The sequence below is a fragment of the Paracoccus marinaquae genome (assembly GCF_018860165.1).
GTDB lineage: Bacteria > Pseudomonadota > Alphaproteobacteria > Rhodobacterales > Rhodobacteraceae > Paracoccus > Paracoccus marinaquae.
The window spans coordinates 106465-124539 of record NZ_JAHKNG010000005.1 but is presented as its reverse complement, the minus strand read 5'-3'; the positions used below and the strand labels follow the sequence as shown (position 1 = coordinate 124539).

Sequence of the window (18075 nt, the reverse complement as noted above, 5' to 3'; positions counted from 1 at the left end):
TCTTCTTCACCTAAATATCCCACGGGGGTGCGGGGGTGTGAAACCCCCGCATGCGACGGCTGATGCTGGACACGCTGCTGATCCCCTTCACCTATGGCTACATGGCCAACGCCATCTGGGTCTCGGCCCTGGTCGGCGGCGTCTGCGCCTTCCTGTCGGCCTATCTGATGCTCAAGGGCTGGAGCCTGATCGGGGACGCGCTGTCCCATTCCATCGTCCCCGGTGTCGCCGGCGCCTACATGCTGGGCCTGCCCTTCGCGCTCGGTGCCTTCCTGTCGGGCGGGCTGGCGGCGCTGGCCATGCTGTTTCTGAACAACCGCACCGGGCTGCGCGAGGACGCGATCATCGGGCTGATCTTCACCAGCTTCTTTGGGCTGGGGCTGTTCATGGTCTCGCTCAATCCGGTGGCGGTGAACCTGCAGGCGATCACCATGGGCAATATCCTCGCCATCTCGCCGGGCGATACCTGGCAACTGGCGATCATCGGCGGCGTCTCGCTGGCCATCCTGCTGGCGAAATGGCGCGACCTGATGGTGGTGTTCTTCGACGAGACCCATGCCCGCACCGTCGGTTTGCACCCGAACCGCCTGCGGGTGCTGTTCTTCACCCTGCTGTCGGCCAGCACCGTCGCCGCCATGCAGACCGTCGGCGCATTCCTGGTCATCGCCATGGTCGTCACCCCCGGCGCCACGGCCTATCTGCTGACCGACCGCTTCCCGCGGCTGATCGCCCTGTCCGTGGGCATCGGTTCACTGACCTCGGCCCTTGGTGCCTATATCAGCTTCTTCCTCGACGGCGCGACCGGTGGCGTGATCGTGGTCATGCAGACGCTGATCTTCCTCGCGGTCTTCCTCCTCGCCCCGACCCACGGCCTGCTGGCCGCCCGCCGCCGCGCCCGCGCCGCGCTGGAGGGCCGCGCATGACCTGGCTCTCCGCCCCCTTCGCCTATCCCTTCATGGTCGAGGCCGCGGCCATTGCCGTCATCATCGCGGTCCCCTCTGCCCTGCTCAGCTGCTTTCTGGTGCTGAAGGGCTGGTCGCTGATGGGAGACGGCATCGCCCATGGCGTGCTGCCGGGGATCGTGCTGGCCTATATCTTCGGGTTGCCGCTGCTGATCGGCGCCTTCGTCGCCGGCATGATCTGCGCCCTCGCGGCGGGCTGGCTGGATGCCAACAGCCGGGTCAAGCAGGACACCACGCTGGGGATCGTCATGGCCGGGATGTTCGGGCTGGGCATCGTCATCTACACTCAGATCCCCTCGGACGCGCATCTGAACCATATCCTCTTCGGCAATATCCTCGGCGTCGGGCGGGCAGATTTCCTCTCGGCCGGCAGCATCGCCGCCGCCGTCAGCCTGATCCTGATCCTGAAATGGCGCGACTTCGCCATGCTGGCCTTCGATCAGGTACAGGCAAGGGTGGCCGGGCTGCCGGTGGCATGGCTGCATTACGGGCTGCTGGCGATGATTTCGGCGGTCGTCGTCGCGATGCTGTCGGCGGTCGGGCTGATCCTGTCGGTTGCGCTGCTGATCGCGCCGGGCGCCATCGCCTTCCTGCTGACCCGCAGGCTGCAGGCCATGCTGGCGGTGGCGACCGCCGTGGCGGTATTCTCGGGACTGGGCGGTGTCTGGGCCAGCTTCTGGCTCGACAGTGCCCCGGCCCCGACCATCGTCCTGTTCCTGACCGCGATCTTCATTGCCGCCTTCATCTGGCGCCAGATCGCCACCCGCCGCGCCTCCGCCGCCTGACGCCCTTCCCTCCGGCCCGGTTCCGTGCCAGTTTGTTTGCGCAAACATACATCCGCAGGAACACAGGAACGCCATGCTGCCGCAACGATCCGATTTCCCCGAGGGCTTCGTCTTTGGCGCCGCAACCGCCGCCTATCAGATCGAGGGCTCGGCCTTCGGCGGCGCGGGGCCGTCGCATTGGGATACATTCGCGGCCACCCCCGGCAATATCGCCGATCACAGCAGCGGCGCCCGCGCCTGCGAGCATTACCGCCTGTGGGAAGCCGATCTCGACCTGATGCGCGATGCCGGCTTCGATGCCTATCGCTTCTCGACCTCCTGGGCGCGGGTGATGCCGGACGGGAGAATCCTCAATCCCGAGGGTCTGGATTTCTACGACCGGCTTCTGGACGGGATGCTGGCGCGCGGCCTGAAGCCGTTCCTGACGCTCTATCACTGGGATCTGCCGGCGGCGCTGGCCGACCGGGGCGGCTGGGCCAACCGCGATATCGCCGCATGGTTCGCCGATTATGCCCGCGCGGTCCATGCCCGCCTCGGCGACCGGCTGGCAAGCACGGCCACGCTGAACGAGCCCTGGTGCATCGCCTGGCTGTCGCATTTCCTCGGCCATCACGCCCCCGGCCTGTGCGATATCCGCGCCGCCGCGCGGGCGATGCATCATGTTCTTCTGGCGCATGGCACGGCGATGCAGGCGCTGCGGGCCGAGGGCGCGCGCGACCTCGGCATCGTGCTGAATTTCGAAACCGCCCATCCGGCCGATGACAGTCCCGAGGCGATGGCTTCGACCGCCCGTCAGGATGCGATCTACAATCAGTGGTTCATCCGCGCGCTGACCGGGCAAGGCTATCCCGACGCCGCGCTGGAGGGCATCGGCCCGCATCTGCCGGCGGGCTGGCAGGCGGATATGGCAACGATCGCCGCACCGCTGGATTGGCTGGGGGTGAATTACTACACTCGCAAGCTGCACGGCCACGCCCCCGGCCTGTGGCCCAATGACGAGGCCAGCGACGGCCCGCTGCCGAAGACCCAGATGGGCTGGGAAATCCGTCCCGAGGGCCTGAGCGAGTTCCTGACCCGCCTCGCCCGCGACCATGTCGGCAACCTGCCCGTCTATGTGACCGAGAACGGCATGGCGCTGGAGGCCGGGGCCGATATCGCCGAGGACGCCACCCGCGTGGCCTTCATCGGCGCCCATCTGCGGGCGGCCAGGGCGGCGCTGGATCAGGGCGTCAACCTGCGCGGCTTCTTCTACTGGTCGCTGCTGGACAATTACGAATGGGCTTTCGGCTATGGCCCGCGCTTCGGCCTTGTCCATGTCGATTACAAGACGATGAAGCGCACGCCGAAATCAAGCTGGCACGCCTTTCGGGCCATGCTGGGCTAGCATTGGCACCACGGCCAGACCGCCCGTCCAGAGACGGCATCCGATCAATTGACAGGTGACAGCAGGGAGGCGCGCAACCGGTTGAAGCTACGCCGTTCTTCCTGAATTTCTGGTGCGGTCGAGAAGACTCGAACTTCCACTCCGGTTAAGGAACAGCGACCTCAACGCTGCGCGTCTACCAATTCCGCCACGACCGCATCCGGGCAGTGCGCCGGGTCATAGCCGAGCCGCCGGCAAATGAAAAGAGGCTTTCTGCCCCGGTCGAGCGTGTCGGAGAACCGGGCATTTGCGCTTCGTGCCACGCGTTTCCTATGGGGGGGGTCGCGCCCTGCTTGGTTTGCCGCGACCGTAGATCAACCGCGCTGGTTGTATCCGCCGCAAGGCTGCCCCACGTCACGAAAATCCAAATGTCGGCAAGGATCTGTCAGCTGTCAATCTGATCAGTCTGGGTCGATAGCTGCCACCACCCTGATTTCAACGACCGCGCCCTCCCTGCGCAATCCTGCAACCTCAACCGCCGTCCATGCGGGAAAGGGGTCCGAGACATAGTTGGAACGGACGGTGCAGAACCTGTCGAAGTGATCGCGCAGACCAACATGGTAGCTCGTCATCTCGACAATCGCGCCGAAGTCCAGTCCGGCTTCCCGCAGGACCGCACCAATCTTTTCGAACGCCTGCCGAAACTGTTCTTCCAGTATTTCCGGCATGGTGCCGTCCGGGTTGCTTCCGGTCATGCCCGTGACGAAGACGTGATTACCAGAAATGATCCCTGGCGAAAGCTTGATCCTGTCAGCCGTCACGCGTGCTCCCACCGGAAAGAGCGCCTTCCTCGCCATGTTCCCTCACGCGTCTGGTGTGATGTCAGAGTGCACGAACGCGCCGTATGGGTCAACGACCGCTCCGCCCCGCATCCCCGTCCCCGCCAGACAAGTTTGGGGACGATGACAGGCATGTTCGTCGCCCCTCCGAAACCGTCGCGCGCGTTTTCAGCGGATCAGAGGGTCCGGGCGGACAGTTCCGGTTTCCGGCGCCTTACAACAGAGAACGCGGCTTGACGGCGCTGCCGGGGCGCGGCAGATCACGGCCATGGTGGAATGGATCATCAGCGAGGGGCTGACCGGCTATGACGAGGCGGTCGCCTTCATGGAGGCGCGCGTCGCGGGCATTCATGCCGGCGAGGCCGACGAGATGATCTGGCTGGTCGAACACCCGCCGCTCTATACTGCCGGGACCAGCGCCAGGGAGGCGGATCTGCTGGAGGCGCGCTTTCCGGTCCATGCCGCCGGGCGCGGCGGGCAATATACCTATCACGGCCCCGGCCAGCGCGTCGTCTATGTCATGCTGGACCTCAACCGGCGCGGCCGCGACGTGCGCCGCTTTGTCGCGCAGCTGGAACACTGGGTGATCGCGGCACTGGCGCAGTTCGGCGTCACCGGCGAGATCCGCGAGGGCCGCGTCGGCGTCTGGGTGGTGCGGCCGGAAAAGCCGCCCCTGCCCGACGGCAGCCCGCGCGAGGACAAGATCGCCGCGATCGGGGTCAAGCTGCGCCGCTGGATCAGCTTTCACGGCATCTCGATCAATGTCGAACCGGACCTGTCCCATTACGGCGGCATCGTGCCCTGCGGGATCAGCGGCCACGGCGTCACCAGCCTCGTGGACCTGGGCCTGCCCGTCGGCCTTGCGGATCTGGACATCGCATTGCGCGACAGCTTTGCCCGGATCTTTGAAGGCACCGACTGAAATCGGGCGACTCGCGACCCGGCACCGGCAACCCTGTCAATCGCCTTTGTAGGGCTGGATTCCGCTGAATCCTGTCCTATAAACGAAGGTGGGTCATCCAGATCCACTGGCTGAGCGAGGATAACAACATGAAAACTACGATCTTCGGCGCCCTTCTTGGTGCCGCCCTAGCCATGCCCGCCTTTGCCCAGGACGGCGACGCCGCCGCGGGCGAGAAGGAATTCAAGAAGTGCAAGGCATGCCACATGATCCAGAGCGCCGACGGTGAAGATATCGTCAAGGGCGGCAAGACCGGCCCCAACCTGTGGGGTATCGTCGGCCGCAAGGTCGCGGCGGAGGAAGGCTTCAAATATGGCGACGGCATCCTCGAGGTGGCCGGGGCCAACCCGGACATGGTCTGGACCCAGGAGGAACTGGCCGTCTATGTGACCGACCCCAAGGCCTGGCTGGTCGAGAAGTCCGGCGACGACGGCGCCAAGACCAAGATGACCTTCAAGCTGAACAAGAATCAGGCCGATATCGCCGCCTACCTGGCCAGCGTGTCGCCCGACGCCGGCAGCTGATTCCCGACGCGATTGCGACAAAAGGCCGCAGGCCGTGCCGATATTGTCCCCGGGGATGTTCCGATCTCGCGGGGGCAGTTCGTTTTCCTGCCCTGCGACACATTGCCGGGTCCGCGCCGCTGGTCTAGAAGAAACATGGAACGCCGCCGGTCTGCCAGGCCGGCTCGACGAGATTTGAGGGAGTTCGGGTATGGCAGACGCAGCCGTTCATGGCCACGAAGACCACCACGACCAGCGCGGGTTCTTTACCCGCTGGTTCATGTCCACCAATCACAAGGACATTGGTATTCTTTACCTTTTCACCGCCGGGCTGGTCGGGCTGATCTCGGTCAGCTTTACCGTCTACATGCGGATGGAACTGCAGCATCCGGGCGTGCAGTACATGTGCATGGAGGGGGCGCGCTTCATCGCCGACTCGACGGCGGAATGCACGCCCAACGGCCATCTGTGGAACGTGATGATCACCTATCACGGCGTCCTGATGATGTTCTTCGTGGTGATCCCGGCGCTGTTCGGCGGCTTTGGCAACTACTTCATGCCGCTGCATATCGGTGCCCCGGACATGAGCTTCCCGCGGCTGAACAACCTCAGCTACTGGCTCTATGTCACCGGTGTCGCGCTTGGCGTCGCCTCGCTTCTGGCACCGGGCGGCAACCAGCAGATGGGCTCGGGCGTGGGCTGGGTGCTGTACCCGCCGCTGTCCACCACCGAGGGCGGCTATTCGATGGATCTGGCGATCTTCGCCGTCCACGTCTCGGGTGCCTCCTCGATCCTCGGCTCGATCAACATCATCACCACCTTCCTGAACATGCGCGCCCCGGGCATGACGCTGTTCAAGGTGCCGCTGTTCGCCTGGTCGGTCTTCATCACCGCCTGGATGATCCTTCTGGCCCTGCCGGTGCTGGCCGGCGCCATCACCATGCTGCTGATGGACCGCAATTTCGGCACCAACTTCTTCAACCCGGCCGGCGGCGGTGACCCGATCCTGTACCAGCACATCCTGTGGTTCTTCGGCCATCCCGAGGTCTATATCATCATCATCCCGGGCTTCGGCATCATCAGCCACGTGATCGCCACCTTCTCGAAAAAGCCGATCTTCGGCTATCTGCCGATGGTTCTGGCCATGGCCGCGATCGGGATCCTCGGCTTCGTCGTCTGGGCGCACCACATGTATACCGTCGGCATGTCGCTGACCCAGCAGAGCTATTTCATGCTGGCCACGATGACCATCGCGGTGCCCACCGGCATCAAGGTCTTCTCGTGGATCGCGACCATGTGGGGCGGCTCGGTCGAGTTCAAGACGCCGATGCTCTGGGCCTTCGGCTTCCTGTTCCTGTTCACCGTCGGCGGCGTGACCGGCGTGGTCCTCAGCCAGGCGCCGCTGGACCGGGTCTATCACGACACCTATTACGTCGTGGCGCATTTCCACTACGTGATGTCGCTTGGCGCCGTCTTCGCCATCTTCGCCGGGGTCTATTTCTGGATCGGCAAGATGAGCGGGCGGCAGTATCCCGAATGGGCCGGCAAGGTGCATTTCTGGATGATGTTCATCGGCTCGAACCTGATCTTCTTCCCGCAGCATTTCCTGGGCCGCCAGGGCATGCCGCGCCGCTATATCGATTATCCGATCGAATTCGCGTATTGGAACAATATCAGCTCGATCGGGGCCTATATCAGCTTTGCCTCGTTCCTGTTCTTCCTGGGCATCGTGTTCTACACGCTGCGCGCCGGGCAGCGGGTGAACGTGCCCAACTACTGGAACGAGCATGCCGACACGCTGGAATGGTCCCTGCCCTCGCCGCCGCCGGAGCATACCTTCGAGACGCTGCCCAAGCGCGAAGACTGGGATCGCGGCCACGCCCACTGATGCCCTATGAATGGCACGACACGGCCCCGGAGGATTCCGGGGCCGTTTCACATCGGCTGAGGGTCTGGCCGCATCGCTCGCTGCCGGCGCGGGGTTTCGTCTGGTTCATCTCGTTGACCGCGGGCTTTCTCACCCTGCCCCTGCTGGCGGTGCTGGGCACCATGGTCCTGTGGGCGATCCTGCCCTTCGTGGCCTTGGCGATCTGGGCCATCTGGCTCGCGCTGCAGCGCAGCTACCGCAGCGGAAATACCCTTGAGGAACTGACCCTTGACCGCGACAGGCTTGAACTGGTCCGGCACGATCCGGGGCGGCAATCGCGCCGCTGGCAGGCCAACAGCCACTGGGTCCGGGTCAGCCTGCGCGAGGGGCCGGTCGAGGATTACCTGACGCTGAGCGACGGGCAGCGCGAGGTCGAACTTGGCGCCTTCCTGAGCCCGGAGGAACGTCGCGCGCTGCATGACGAGCTGCGGCACCGGCTGCACTCCCTGCGCTGAGCGACCCCGTCGCGGCCCGGGGCGAGGTCACCACCCCGCAGACCGGCTCCGGCAGGACGCCAAGCCGCCCGGACAGGCGCGATCCAGACGCGGCGGGGCCGTTGCGCCCCCCCGCGCAACGGGCCCGCGCGTTGCGTGATGCGGCTGTCCGCCGGCAAGCGCCGTTTGGGCCAGGAAATGCTGGGAAATCCGCTGCACAAGGCATGCACCGGGCGGGCACAGGATGTGCGCAGCGCGCACACCGCGTGCGAACGCCGGGTGTTGCCGCAGATCGCCGCTGAGCGCTGCCTCGACGGTAAAGCATGGCAACGGCCTGGACTTGCGATCGCCCGGCAGCCTTTCCTCATTGGCCAATGAAACCTTCCTCACAACTGACCTTCGCTGCGCGCTCCACAAACTGGTAAGGGGCGGGACAAAGCCGACATTGATTGTCCTTCCTGGTAAGAAGATAACGGCGTCAAAATGACAGATGCACTCATTTGCCGTCGCAACAGACAAGGACAACAAATGATGATTGGCGGCTCCGACGCAGCAACTGAACTTTCCTCGCTTGGCCTCTGGTCGAATAAGGCTGCGGCAATCAACAGGTCAGAACGTGAGGACCGCATCCGACGCGCCCAAGGCAGCTTGGACGCCCTTGGCGTTGACGCGCTACTCGTGAATGCAGGACCCAGCCTTCGTTACTTCAGCGGCGTGACTTGGGAGCCAAGTGAGCGGATGGTCTCGCTGGTGATACAGAAGGATGGCAGATCGCACATGATCTGTCCGCGCTTCGAGTTGGAATCCCTCGATGCCGAACTAGACGTTTCTGTGGATGTCCTTGCCTATGAAGAGGATGAAGACCCGATCACGCTCCTTGCGGATTTTCTTCCGCCCGAAACACGATTTGCGTTGGACCCGCTGCTGCCATTCACGCTGGCATTGCGACTCGCCGCGCGTTGGAATGTGGTGGACGGTGCCCGCGTGATTGACGGCCTTCGCGCCTGTAAATCACCCGCCGAACTTGCCCTCATCAGACAGGCGATGGCGATGACGCTTGAGGTGCAGCGGCGAGCGGCCCTGATCCTGAAACCCGGTATTCGTGCCAGCGAGGTCGAGCGCTTCATCGACGAGGCGCATCGGGCAGTCGGTTCATCCGGCTCGACTTTCTGCTCGGTCCAGTTCGGTCACGCGACAGCGGTGCCCCACGGCCTGCCCTATGATCAGGAGCTTAGCGAGAATGAGTTGGTGTTGATCGATACCGGTTGCACTGTCGATGGCTATCACTCGGACCTCACGCGCTGCTACGCGTTCGGCAATATCGGAGACGACATTCGCGCAATGTGGGCGCTGAACAAGGAAGCACAGGCCGCAGCCTTTGCGGCGGTGCAACCGGGTGTGCCTTGCGCGGCGATCGACGATGCGGCGAGGTCCGTTCTGGTCTCTGCCGGACTTGGGCCGGATTACCGTTTGCCCGGACTACCGCACCGCACCGGGCACGGCATCGGTCTTTGCTTACATGAGCCTCCGTATCTTGTGCGCGGAGACATGACCCCACTCGCACCCGGAATGTGTTTTTCAAACGAGCCGATGATCGTGGTGCCGAACCGCTTTGGAATCTCGCTTGAGGATCATTTCATGGTGACCGAAACCGGTGCCGAATGGTTCACAACGCCCCAACTGTCCATCGACCAACCGTTTGCTTGAGCCTTTCGGCCCATCGGCAGCTTTGCAGGCGGCAGAGACGGAGTTTTCCCCGAGCGGCGGGTAAACCGTCGCCGGGGTTTTCGGACGCCTTGAGGAAGGCTTCAGGGGCAATCCACGGTCGCAGAGCATGCCGGGGCGCGCGGCACAGGCCTGCGGGCGCCCCGGCGGGTTGTCATGGCGCGGCGGTCAGGGCGTGACGGCCGCGACCGGGGCCAGGTCACATCTCCAGTTCGGGGCCGTCATACTCGGTCGAGACCTCGATCGTCTTGTCGATGATCTGCTGGCGCAGCCCGTCGATCTGCTGCCGGACCTCGTCGGACACGTCGGGCGACAGCACCAGCGCCGCGGCCTCGGGGTTTTCCAGACCGATCTGGCGCACCACGCCGGGCTGCCAGTCGCCTTCCACCAGATCGCGGACCGCCTCGACGCTGGGGATGCTGACATTGGCGATGGCCGAGGCGACGAAGACCTCGGACTCGACCTGGGTCCAGTCGATGACATTGCCGATCTGCCTTGTTCCGGTGCCGCGCATCGCCTCGATCGAGCCGGTGCGGCCGGCATTCAGCATGGTGAAGATGATATCGGCGCCCTGTTCCATCTCGGCCTTGGTGACCCGGTTCGACAGATCGTTGTCGTCCTGATCGCCGGCGAAGGTGGTGACGAACTGCGCGTCGGGCCGGGTATGCATCAGCCCGTTGTAGAAACCGCCGCGGCCCTTCAGGCCGGGTGTGACCCTGATGCCTGAAATATGGCCGACGACCCCCGATTTCGTCAGCAGGCCCGCGGCGGCCCCGGCCAGCCATGCGCTTTCCTCTTGCAGGACCTCATAGCTGGACAGGTTCGGTCCGGTGACGCCACCCTGCACCACCACGAATTTCACCTCCGGAAATTCCCCGGCGACGATCTGGGCCGCCTCGTTGTTCTGGCCGCCATGGGCGATGACCATGTCGGGACCGGCTGCCGCCAGTTCGCGCAGCGCCCCGGCCAGCAGGTCCTTTTCCGGCTTGATCTGGTCGATGAAGGCGATCTTCGCCCCGAATTCCTGTTCGATCTGCAAGAGGCCGTTATAGCCCGCTTCCATGAACCCGTTATCCTCCTTGTTGCCGGCCAGCAGCATGGATATTTCGGGCCCGTGCTGATCCGCCAGCGCCGGCAGGGCCAGCGAAGCGGAAAGCAATGCGGTCGCCAGATAGGTCTTCATGTCGGAATCCTCCCTTACTCCGAGTGAACATGGCCGTTTGAGCGGAGGAATGGCCAGCCTTCAATCAATTCATCGTTGAAATTCTATCAACGAAAAGTTGAAAATCGTGCCGGATTTCAGGCAGGCGCGTCCGTGGTCAGGCTGACGGGCCGCACCTGCCAGATATCCGCCATATAGCCCCGGATCGTGCGGTCCGAGGAAAAGAAGCCGGCGCGGGCGATGTTCAGCGCCGCCATCCGATCCCATTCGGCGGCGTCGCGATAGGCCGCGTCCACCCGGCGCTGCGTGGCGAAATAGGCGTCGAAATCCGAGGCGACGAGGAACGGGTCGTCGTTCCAGGTCCGGTCCAGCAGTGCGAAATAGGGATCGGCGCGGCCGCCCGAGAAGCGCCCCTCGGCGACCATCTGCAGCGCCGCCTTGAGGTCGTCGCTGGCCTCGATGGCGGCGCGGGCATGGCCGGGGCGGGCGGCCTCGGCCGCGGCCTCGGCGGCGGTCAGGCCGAACAGGAAGAAATTCCCGGGGCCGACCAGATCGCGGATCTCGACATTCGCCCCGTCCAGCGTGCCGATGGTCAGCGCCCCGTTCATGGTGAATTTCATGTTGCCGGTGCCCGAGGCCTCCTTGCCGGCGGTGGAGATCTGTTCCGAGAGGTCGGCCGCCGGGATCAGATCCTCGGCCATCGAGACGTTGTAATTCGGCGGATAGGCGATCTGCAGCAGGTCGCGCGTCAGCGGGTCGTGGTTGATTGTCGCGGCAACATCGTTGATCAGGTGGATCACGGTCTTGGCCAGCCAGTAGCCGGGCGCGGCCTTGCCGCCGAAGATCTTGACCCGCGGGGTCCAGCCGCGGTTCGGGTCGTCATGGATGCGCCGCCACAGCGCGATCGCCTCGAGGATGTTCAGCAACTGGCGCTTGTATTCGTGGATGCGCTTGACCTGCACGTCGAAGATCGCGTCCGGATCCGCCCTGACGCCCAGCCCGGCCAGCAGCCCGTCCGACAGCCGGGCCTTGTTGGCGCGCTTGGCCGCGCGCAGCCGGTCGCGGAAGGCGGGATCATCGGCATGGGGTTCCAGCCCCTTCAGCCGGTCCAGATCGGCGGTCCAGCCGGGGCCGATCACCTCGTCCAGCAGCCCGGCCAGCGCCGGGTTCGACATGCGCAGCCAGCGGCGCGGTGTGACGCCGTTGGTCTGGTTCACGATCCGGCCGGGATGCAGCCGGTGCAGGTCGGCAAAGACCGTATCCTTGACCAGTTCGGTATGCAGCGCCGAGACGCCGTTGACGCGGCCGGCCATGATGAAGGCCAGCTCACCCATCTGCACCTGATCGTGGCGGACGATGCCGACATGATCGGGCCGGGCGCTGGTCCGGCGGTGGTGGTCGTCGATCATCTGGATGATCTGCATGTGGCGCGGCAGCACCCGGCCCATCAGCCAGGTGGACCAGCGTTCCAGCGCCTCGGGCAGCAGCGTGTGGTTGGTATAGTTCAGCGTGCCGCGCGCCAGATCATGGGCGGTCACGAAATCCAGCCCGTGATCGTCCATCAGCAGGCGGATCAGTTCCGGCCCGGCGATGGCGGGATGGGTGTCGTTCAGCTGGATCGCCACCCTGGCGGGCAGGTCGCGCAGGTCGTCATGTTCGGCCAGAAAGCGGCGCAGGATGTCCTGAAGCGCCGCCGAGGTCAGGAAATATTCCTGCTTCAGCCGCAGTTCCTTGCCCGATTCCGTGCCGTCGTCGGGATAGAGGACGCGGCTCAGCGTGCGGGCCAGCGCCTCGGGCTCGGCCGCGGCGGCGTGGTCGCCGGCATTGAAGCGGTGCAGGTCGAACAGCGTCGTCGGATGCGCCCCCCACAGCCGCAGCGTATTGGCCCACTCCCCCTGCCAGCCGATCACCGGCGTATCATAGGCGCGGGCGACGACGCTTTCGCCCGGCTGCCAGACGGCGCGCCCGTCGCGATCCTCGACATGGCCCTTGAAGCCGATGGTATAGCTGTAGTCCAGCCGCACGAATTCCCAGGGGTGGGGCTGGTTCAGCCAGTCCTCGGGGGTTTCGACCTGCTGGCCGGCCTCGAAGCGCTGGCGGAACAGGCCGTGCTCGTAGCGGATGCCGTAGCCCAGTGCCGGGCATTGCAGGGTGGCAAGCGATTCCATGAAACAGGCAGCCAGACGGCCGAGGCCGCCATTGCCAAGGGCCGCGTCGGGTTCGTCGCGCAGGATCTCCTGCTTGTCGAGGCCGAGGCCCTCCAGCGCCGCGTCCATGGCGCCGTTGAGGTTCAGGTTGGTGATCGCGTCCTCGAGGATGCGGCCGATCAGGAATTCCATCGACAGGTAATAGACCCGCTTGGCCCCCTGATCGCGCGCGGCGCGGATCGCGGCCATCCACGGGGTCACGATCAGGTCGCGGATGGTATAGCTGACCGCCAGCCGCCAGTCGAAGGTGGTGGCGAATTCGGTGCCGCGGCCCTGCGTATGGGTCAGATGGTAGAGGATCTGGTCGCTGAGGTCTTTGGCGGTCGGATGCTGGGACAAGCTGGCCTCTTATCTTCGGGTCGCGGGCGGCGCGCCGGGCGTGCCGCAGTTTCTGTTGCCAGCTTTCGCCGGGCTTGAAAAGGCGCCTGGGCCTAGATGCCGGCCCCTGCGAGGACGAAAGCCACGACCGACTCGGCCGCGATCATTTCTGCCGCTTCCGCAGGCGCGTCGACATCCTCGCCGCTGCCGCTGTCCAGCCGGCGGCGCCAATGGGTGCCCTCGGGCGGATCGGGCAGGCGCACCTGTGCCGCAGGCCCGACGTTGAAGACCAGAAACATCGCGCCCGGCAGCGCCGCATAGGCGGGCGTGCCCGAGGCGGTGCGCATCTCGACCGCCAGCAGGCGCAGTCCGGGGTCGGTCCAGTCGACGACCTCCATCGCCTGCCCGTCGGCGCGGCGCCAGAACAGGTCGGGCAGCCCGTCCTGCGGGCGCGGCTGGCTGTGCAGGAAGCGTTTCTGCCGCAGGATCGGGTGAGCCTTGCGAAAGGCTATGGCGCGGCGGCAGAAATCGAGGAACCGGGGATCGGTCTGGCTCCAGTCGACCCAGCCGATGGGATTGTCCTGGGCATAGGCGTTGTTGTTGCCGCCCTGCGAATTGCCCAGCTCGTCACCCGCGAGGATCATCGGCGTGCCCTGGCTGAGCAGGAGCGTGGCCATCAGGTTGCGGCGGCGGCGGGCGCGGCAGGCCAGAACGGCCGGGTCGCCTGTCACCCCCTCGATGCCGCAATTGTCCGAGACATTGTGGCCGTGGCCGTCGCGGTTGCCTTCGCCATTCGCCTCGTTGTGCTTGTCGCGATAGCTGACCGTGTCCATCAGCGTGAAGCCGTCATGGGCGGCGATGAAATTCACCGACGAGGTCGCCGCCCGCCCGTCATGATCGAAGCGCGCGGCCGAGCCGGCGATGCGCTTGGCCAGCTTGCCGACCATCCCGGCATCGCCGCGCCAGAAGCTGCGGATCTGGTCGCGGTAGCGGTCGTTCCATTCCGCGAAGGGCGCCGGATAGCTGCCCAGCCGATAGCCATCCGGCCCCAGATCCCATGGCTCGGCGATCAGCTTGACGCGGTTCAGCACCGGATCCTGCCGCACCGCCTGAAAGAACGGGCCGTTGCGGTCGAAGACCCCACGGCTGCGGCCTAAAACCGAGCAGAGATCGAAGCGGAAGCCGTCCACATGCATCACCTCGACCCAGTAGCGCAGGCTGTCCATCACCAGCCGCAGCGCGAAGGGGTTGTCGAGGTTCAGCACATTGCCGGTGCCGGCCTCATTGACATAATAGCGCGGATCCTCGGCCAGCCGGTAATAGGCGGCATTGTCGATGCCCCGGAAGCTGAGCGTCGGCCCCGTCTCGTCACCCTCGGCGGTGTGGTTGTAGACCACATCGAGGATCACCTCGATCCCAGCGCGGTGAAAGCGGGCGACCATCTGCTGAAACTCGCCGATATCGCCGTCGCGCATGTAGCGCGGCTCGGGCGCGAAGAAGCCGTAGGACATGTAGCCCCAGTAGTTCCGCAGGCCCCGGTCGGTCAGGAAGCGCTGATCGGTGAAGGCGTGGACCGGCAGCAGTTCGATGGCGGTCACCCCGAGCCGGGTCAGGTGGTCGAGGATCGGCTGGGAGGCAAGCGCCAGATAGGTGCCCGGCTCGGCGATGCCCGGATGCTGTTGGGTCAGGCCCTTCACATGCGCCTCGTAGATCACCGTCCCGGTCATCGGATGGCGCGGCGCGCGGTCGCCGTTCCAGGCGAAGCCCGGGTCGGTGACGACGCATTTCGGCATATGCGCGGCGCTGTCGCGGCGGTCGAAGCTGAGATCGGCCTCGGCATGGCCGGTGCGATAGCCGAAAAGCGCGTCATGGATCGCCGGGCTGCCGGTCAGGCGCCGGGCATAGGGGTCGATCAGCAGCTTGTTGGGGTTGAAACGGTGGCCCTTGCGCGGGGCATAGGGGCCGTGGACGCGATAGCCGTAACGCTGGCCCGGCCGCAACCCGGGCAGATAGCCGTGCCAGACATGCCCTTCGCGGTCGGGCAGGTCGATCCGGGTCTCGCGCCCCCTGGCATCGAAGAGGCACAGCACCACCCGTTCGGCATGTTCCGAGAACAGGGCGAAATTCACCCCGGCGCCGTCGAATGTGGCCCCGAGCGGCGCCGGCCGCCCGGCTGTCATCGCGATCCCGGCGATCATCAGGCGGCGGTCAGGTCGGCGTAAAGCGCGGCATAGGCCCGGGCCGACTGGTCCCAGCCGACGGGCTGGGCCATCGCGTTGGCCTGAAGCCGGGACCATGCCTTCGGCTGCCGGTAAAGCGCGCAAAGCCGGGTCAGCGCATTGCGCAGCGCCCCGGCCGTCACCGGCGAGAACTGCACCCCGGTCGCCACCTGCCGGGCCAGCGCAGCCGGCGAGGCGTCGATCACCGTATCGGCCAGCCCGCCGGTCAGCGCCACCAGCGGCACGGTGCCGTAGCGCAACCCGTAAAGCTGGGTCAGGCCGCAGGGCTCGAAACGCGAGGGCACGAGGATCGCGTCGCCGCCGGCGATCATGCGATGCGACAGCCCCTCGTCATAGCCGATCCGCACCGCCACCCCCGGCACCTGCGCCGCGAGGTCGAGGAAGGCGCGTTCCAGCCCCGGCTCGCCCGAGCCGAGGACGGCCAGCTGGCCGCCCGCCTCGAGCAGGGCCGGCAGCGCCTCGAGCACCAGATCCAGCCCCTTCTGATGGGTCATCCGCGAGACGATGACGCAAAGCGGGCCGTCCGCATCCTCGGACAGGTCAAGCTCGGCCCGCAGGGCGGCCTTGTTGGCCGGCTTGCCGCGCGCGGTCCTGTAGGGGCGGATCGCGGCATCCCCGGCCGGGTTCCAGACGGTCTCGTCGATGCCGTTCAGGATGCCCGACAGCACTTCGCGCCGGGCCCGCATCACCCCGTCCAGCCCCATGCCGAATTCCGGGGTCATCAGTTCCTCGGCATAGCGCGGCGAGACGGTGGTCAGCCGGTCGGCGCCCACCAGCCCGGCCTTCAGCGCCGAGATCCCGCCCCAGAATTCGTAGCCTTCCGAGTGAAAGCGCGACGGATCCAGCCGCAAGCCATGCAGCCGGCCGGGATCGGTGGCGCCGGTGAAGGCGATGTTGTGGATGGTCAGGACGGTGCGGACATCCTGCGCGCCGGGCATCCGGCGCAGATATTCGGTCACAAATCCGGCCTGCCAGTCATGGGCGTGGATGATCTGCGGCCGCCAGCCCTCGACCCCTTCGGCGCCGATCCGCGCCGCCATCCAGCAGAGCGCGGCAAAGCGTTCGGGATTGTCGGGCCAGTCATGCCCGTCGGCGCCCAGATAGGGGTTGCCGGGGCGCGCAAACAGATGCGGCGCGTCGATCACCAGCAAATCAAGCCCGGCCACGCGGCCCGCCAGCAGCCGGCCCGCGCCACCGAAGAGATCATCCTCGACCGCCACCTGCCGGGCCTCGGCCAGCGCCCCGGTTACCGCCGGATAGCCCGGCAGCAGCACGCGCATCCCGACGCCTTCGGGGGCCAGCGCGGCGGGCAGCGCGCCGACCACATCGGCAAGCCCCCCGGTCTTGACCAGCGGCGCGCATTCCGAGGCGACCGACAGCACCCGCATCACAGGCCGGCCGCCCGCCGGTTCAGCATGTCCTGGGTAATCAGGGTCACGCCGCCCTCGCTGACGCGGAACCATTTACCGTCCTCCTGCGGGTCCTCGCCCACCACCAGCCCCTCGGGGATGACCACGCCGCGGTCGATCACCGCGTTCTTCAGCCGCGCCCGGCGGTTCACCGTGACATAGGGCAGCGCCACGACATGATCCAGCGTGGCGTAGGAATTGGTATGGACCTGCGTGAACAGCAGCGAGTTGCGGATCTCGGTCCCCGAGATGATGCAGCCGCCCGAGACCATCGACGAGACGGCCGAGCCGCGGCGATCCTTCTCGTCATGGATGAATTTCGCCGGCGGCGCGCTTTCGGAATAGGTCCAGATCGGCCAGTCCTGATCCCACAGGTTCAGCTCGGGCGTGAAATCGGTCAGGTCGATATTCGCCTGCCAGAAGGCATCGACGGTGCCGACATCCTTCCAGTAGGGCGGCGCGCCCTTGCTGCGCACGCAGGAAGTGTCGAAACGATGCGCCATCGCCTTGCCGTCGCGCACGATCGCCGGGATCAGGTCGTTGCCGAAATCATGGCTGGAATTCGCATCCGCCGCATCGCGCCGCAGCAGGTCGCGCAGGAAGGCCCAGTTGAAGACATAGATGCCCATCGAGGCCAGCGCCTTGTCGGGATCGCCGGGCATGGCGGGCGGATCCTTTGGCTTTTCCAGAAACGAGGTGATCCGGCCCGAATCGTCCACCGCCATCACCCCGAAGGCCGAAGCCTCGGCGCGCGGCACGGTCAGGCAGCCCACGGTCACGTCGGCGCCACTTTCGGCATGCTCGCGCAGCATGATCTCGTAATCCATCTTGTAGATGTGGTCGCCGGCCAGGATGACGATGAAATCGACGCCGTAGCTGTCGACGATGTCGATATTCTGGGCCACCGCATCGGCGGTGCCGCGATACCAGTGTTCCTCGGACAGGCGCTGGCTGGCGGGCAGGATATCGAGGAATTCGTTGCGCTCGGCCCGGAAGAAGTTCCAGCCGCGCTGGCAATGGCGGATCAGGCTGTGCGCCTTGTACTGGGTGGCGACGGCCATCTTGCGGATGCCGGAATTCATCGCGTTGGACAGCGCGAAATCGATGATCCGGGTCTTGCCGCCGAAATAGACGGCCGGCTTGACGCGCTTGTCGGTCAGTTCCTTCAGGCGGCTGCCGCGCCCTCCGGCCAGCACGAAGGCCATGGCCCGTCGGCTCAGTCTGTTGGCTTCGACCATTG

General features: G+C 65.7%; 15 protein-coding genes and 1 tRNA gene. 9 read left to right on the top strand and 7 right to left on the bottom strand.

Annotated features, from left to right (window positions below; genetic code table 11):
- The first annotated feature begins 62 nt into the window (after positions 1–62).
- The 3 genes from KNW02_RS05080 to KNW02_RS05070 all read left to right on the top strand — a co-directional run bounded on the left by KNW02_RS05080 (position 63) and on the right by KNW02_RS05070 (position 3131).
- Entirely contained in the window at positions 63–923 is an 861-nt protein-coding gene (locus KNW02_RS05080; RefSeq protein WP_216032218.1) for a metal ABC transporter permease, read from the top strand.
- A complete protein-coding gene (locus tag KNW02_RS05075; RefSeq protein ID WP_216032183.1) occupies positions 920–1747 on the top strand; it encodes a metal ABC transporter permease in 828 nt (275 codons plus the stop codon). The genes KNW02_RS05080 and KNW02_RS05075 overlap by 4 nt, the downstream gene beginning before the upstream one ends.
- A 73-nt stretch (positions 1748–1820) precedes the next feature.
- On the top strand, positions 1821–3131 hold the full coding sequence (locus tag KNW02_RS05070) for a GH1 family beta-glucosidase (RefSeq protein WP_216032182.1): 1311 nt from the start codon (positions 1821–1823) through the stop codon (positions 3129–3131).
- 110 nt (positions 3132–3241) lie between these two features.
- Here KNW02_RS05070 and KNW02_RS05065 read toward each other — a convergent pair.
- Positions 3242–3328, bottom strand: a tRNA-Leu gene (locus KNW02_RS05065).
- 243 nt (positions 3329–3571) lie between these two features.
- Positions 3572–3967: a RidA family protein gene (locus KNW02_RS05060; protein ID WP_216032181.1), complete on the bottom strand. Its 396-nt coding sequence runs from the start codon at positions 3965–3967 to the stop codon at positions 3572–3574.
- Between the two features lie 250 nt (positions 3968–4217).
- Between KNW02_RS05060 and lipB the strand changes: the two genes are divergently transcribed.
- The 6 genes from lipB (at position 4218) to KNW02_RS05030 (ending at position 9481) form a co-directional block, all read left to right on the top strand.
- Positions 4218–4871: a lipoyl(octanoyl) transferase LipB gene (lipB, locus tag KNW02_RS05055; RefSeq protein WP_216032180.1), complete on the top strand. Its 654-nt coding sequence runs from the start codon at positions 4218–4220 to the stop codon at positions 4869–4871.
- Positions 4872–4999: 128 nt separating this feature from the next.
- Positions 5000–5434, top strand: coding sequence for a c-type cytochrome (locus KNW02_RS05050; RefSeq protein WP_216032179.1), 435 nt, complete (start codon positions 5000–5002; stop codon positions 5432–5434).
- Positions 5435–5624: 190 nt separating this feature from the next.
- Positions 5625–7301: a cytochrome c oxidase subunit I gene (locus KNW02_RS05045; RefSeq protein WP_216032178.1), complete on the top strand. Its 1677-nt coding sequence runs from the start codon at positions 5625–5627 to the stop codon at positions 7299–7301.
- Entirely contained in the window at positions 7301–7795 is a 495-nt protein-coding gene (locus tag KNW02_RS05040) for a DUF2244 domain-containing protein (RefSeq protein WP_216032177.1), read from the top strand. The genes KNW02_RS05045 and KNW02_RS05040 overlap by 1 nt, the downstream gene beginning before the upstream one ends.
- 138 nt (positions 7796–7933) lie before the next feature.
- A complete protein-coding gene (locus tag KNW02_RS05035; protein WP_216032176.1) occupies positions 7934–8152 on the top strand; it encodes a hypothetical protein in 219 nt (72 codons plus the stop codon).
- 150 nt (positions 8153–8302) lie between these two features.
- A complete protein-coding gene (locus KNW02_RS05030) occupies positions 8303–9481 on the top strand; it encodes a M24 family metallopeptidase (RefSeq protein WP_216032175.1) in 1179 nt (392 codons plus the stop codon).
- A 217-nt stretch (positions 9482–9698) separates the two neighbouring features.
- On the opposite strand, the gene KNW02_RS05025 is transcribed toward KNW02_RS05030, so the two are convergent.
- From KNW02_RS05025 to glgC, 5 genes are all read right to left on the bottom strand, one after another.
- A complete protein-coding gene (locus KNW02_RS05025) occupies positions 9699–10682 on the bottom strand; it encodes a BMP family protein (protein WP_216032174.1) in 984 nt (327 codons plus the stop codon).
- A gap of 116 nt (positions 10683–10798) precedes the next feature.
- Positions 10799–13207, bottom strand: coding sequence for a glycogen/starch/alpha-glucan phosphorylase (locus tag KNW02_RS05020; protein ID WP_216032173.1), 2409 nt, complete (start codon positions 13205–13207; stop codon positions 10799–10801).
- A gap of 92 nt (positions 13208–13299) precedes the next feature.
- Positions 13300–15384 (bottom strand): glycogen debranching protein GlgX, encoded by a 2085-nt coding sequence (glgX, locus tag KNW02_RS05015; protein ID WP_216032172.1) that lies wholly within the window; start codon positions 15382–15384, stop codon positions 13300–13302.
- Positions 15384–16814, bottom strand: a complete 1431-nt coding sequence (gene glgA / locus KNW02_RS05010; protein ID WP_216032171.1) for a glycogen synthase GlgA — start codon at positions 16812–16814, stop codon at positions 15384–15386. The genes glgX and glgA overlap by 1 nt, the downstream gene beginning before the upstream one ends.
- On the bottom strand, positions 16814–18073 hold the full coding sequence (gene glgC, locus KNW02_RS05005) for a glucose-1-phosphate adenylyltransferase (protein WP_216032170.1): 1260 nt from the start codon (positions 18071–18073) through the stop codon (positions 16814–16816). Before glgC ends, glgA begins: the two co-directional genes overlap by 1 nt.
- Positions 18074–18075 lie beyond the last annotated feature (2 nt).

Coding starts and splice junctions, on each gene's coding strand:
- KNW02_RS05080 (WP_216032218.1), top strand. CDS start 63: ATGCTGGACACGCTGCTGATCCCCTTCACCTATGGCTACATGGCCAAC.
- KNW02_RS05075 (WP_216032183.1), top strand. CDS start 920: ATGACCTGGCTCTCCGCCCCCTTCGCCTATCCCTTCATGGTCGAGGCC.
- KNW02_RS05070 (WP_216032182.1), top strand. CDS start 1,821: ATGCTGCCGCAACGATCCGATTTCCCCGAGGGCTTCGTCTTTGGCGCC.
- KNW02_RS05060 (WP_216032181.1), bottom strand. CDS start 3,967: ATGGCGAGGAAGGCGCTCTTTCCGGTGGGAGCACGCGTGACGGCTGAC.
- lipB (WP_216032180.1), top strand. CDS start 4,218: ATGGTGGAATGGATCATCAGCGAGGGGCTGACCGGCTATGACGAGGCG.
- KNW02_RS05050 (WP_216032179.1), top strand. CDS start 5,000: ATGAAAACTACGATCTTCGGCGCCCTTCTTGGTGCCGCCCTAGCCATG.
- KNW02_RS05045 (WP_216032178.1), top strand. CDS start 5,625: ATGGCAGACGCAGCCGTTCATGGCCACGAAGACCACCACGACCAGCGC.
- KNW02_RS05040 (WP_216032177.1), top strand. CDS start 7,301: ATGCCCTATGAATGGCACGACACGGCCCCGGAGGATTCCGGGGCCGTT.
- KNW02_RS05035 (WP_216032176.1), top strand. CDS start 7,934: ATGCGGCTGTCCGCCGGCAAGCGCCGTTTGGGCCAGGAAATGCTGGGA.
- KNW02_RS05030 (WP_216032175.1), top strand. CDS start 8,303: ATGATGATTGGCGGCTCCGACGCAGCAACTGAACTTTCCTCGCTTGGC.
- KNW02_RS05025 (WP_216032174.1), bottom strand. CDS start 10,682: ATGAAGACCTATCTGGCGACCGCATTGCTTTCCGCTTCGCTGGCCCTG.
- glgX (WP_216032172.1), bottom strand. CDS start 15,384: ATGATCGCCGGGATCGCGATGACAGCCGGGCGGCCGGCGCCGCTCGGG.
- glgA (WP_216032171.1), bottom strand. CDS start 16,814: ATGCGGGTGCTGTCGGTCGCCTCGGAATGCGCGCCGCTGGTCAAGACC.
- glgC (WP_216032170.1), bottom strand. CDS start 18,073: ATGGTCGAAGCCAACAGACTGAGCCGACGGGCCATGGCCTTCGTGCTG.